Genomic DNA, 202 nt, shown 5'->3' on the forward strand with positions numbered 1-202 from the left:
GGAAGTAATTGCAGAAACAGAAACTCTAGAAGAAGTGGAAGTAGTTGCAGAAACAGAAGCTCTAGAAGAAGTGGAAGTAATTGTGGAAACAGAAGCTCCAGAGGAAGCGGAAGTAATTGCAGAAACAGAAGCTCTAGAAGAAGTGGAAGTAGTTGCAGAAACAGAAGCTCTAGAAGAAGTGGAAGTAATTGCAGAAACAGAA

At 40.6% G+C, this 202-nt stretch carries 1 protein-coding gene; it reads left to right on the plus strand.

Annotation, left to right across the window (positions count from 1 at the left end):
• Window positions 1–202 (plus strand): hypothetical protein (locus tag KVT31_RS30155; RefSeq protein WP_217613783.1); only part of this gene is annotated, 202 nt, incomplete at both ends.

The sequence above is a fragment of the Bacillus sp. GbtcB14 genome, from assembly GCF_019091205.1.
Classification (GTDB): domain Bacteria; phylum Bacillota; class Bacilli; order Bacillales; family Bacillaceae_G; genus Bacillus_A; species Bacillus_A cereus_AG.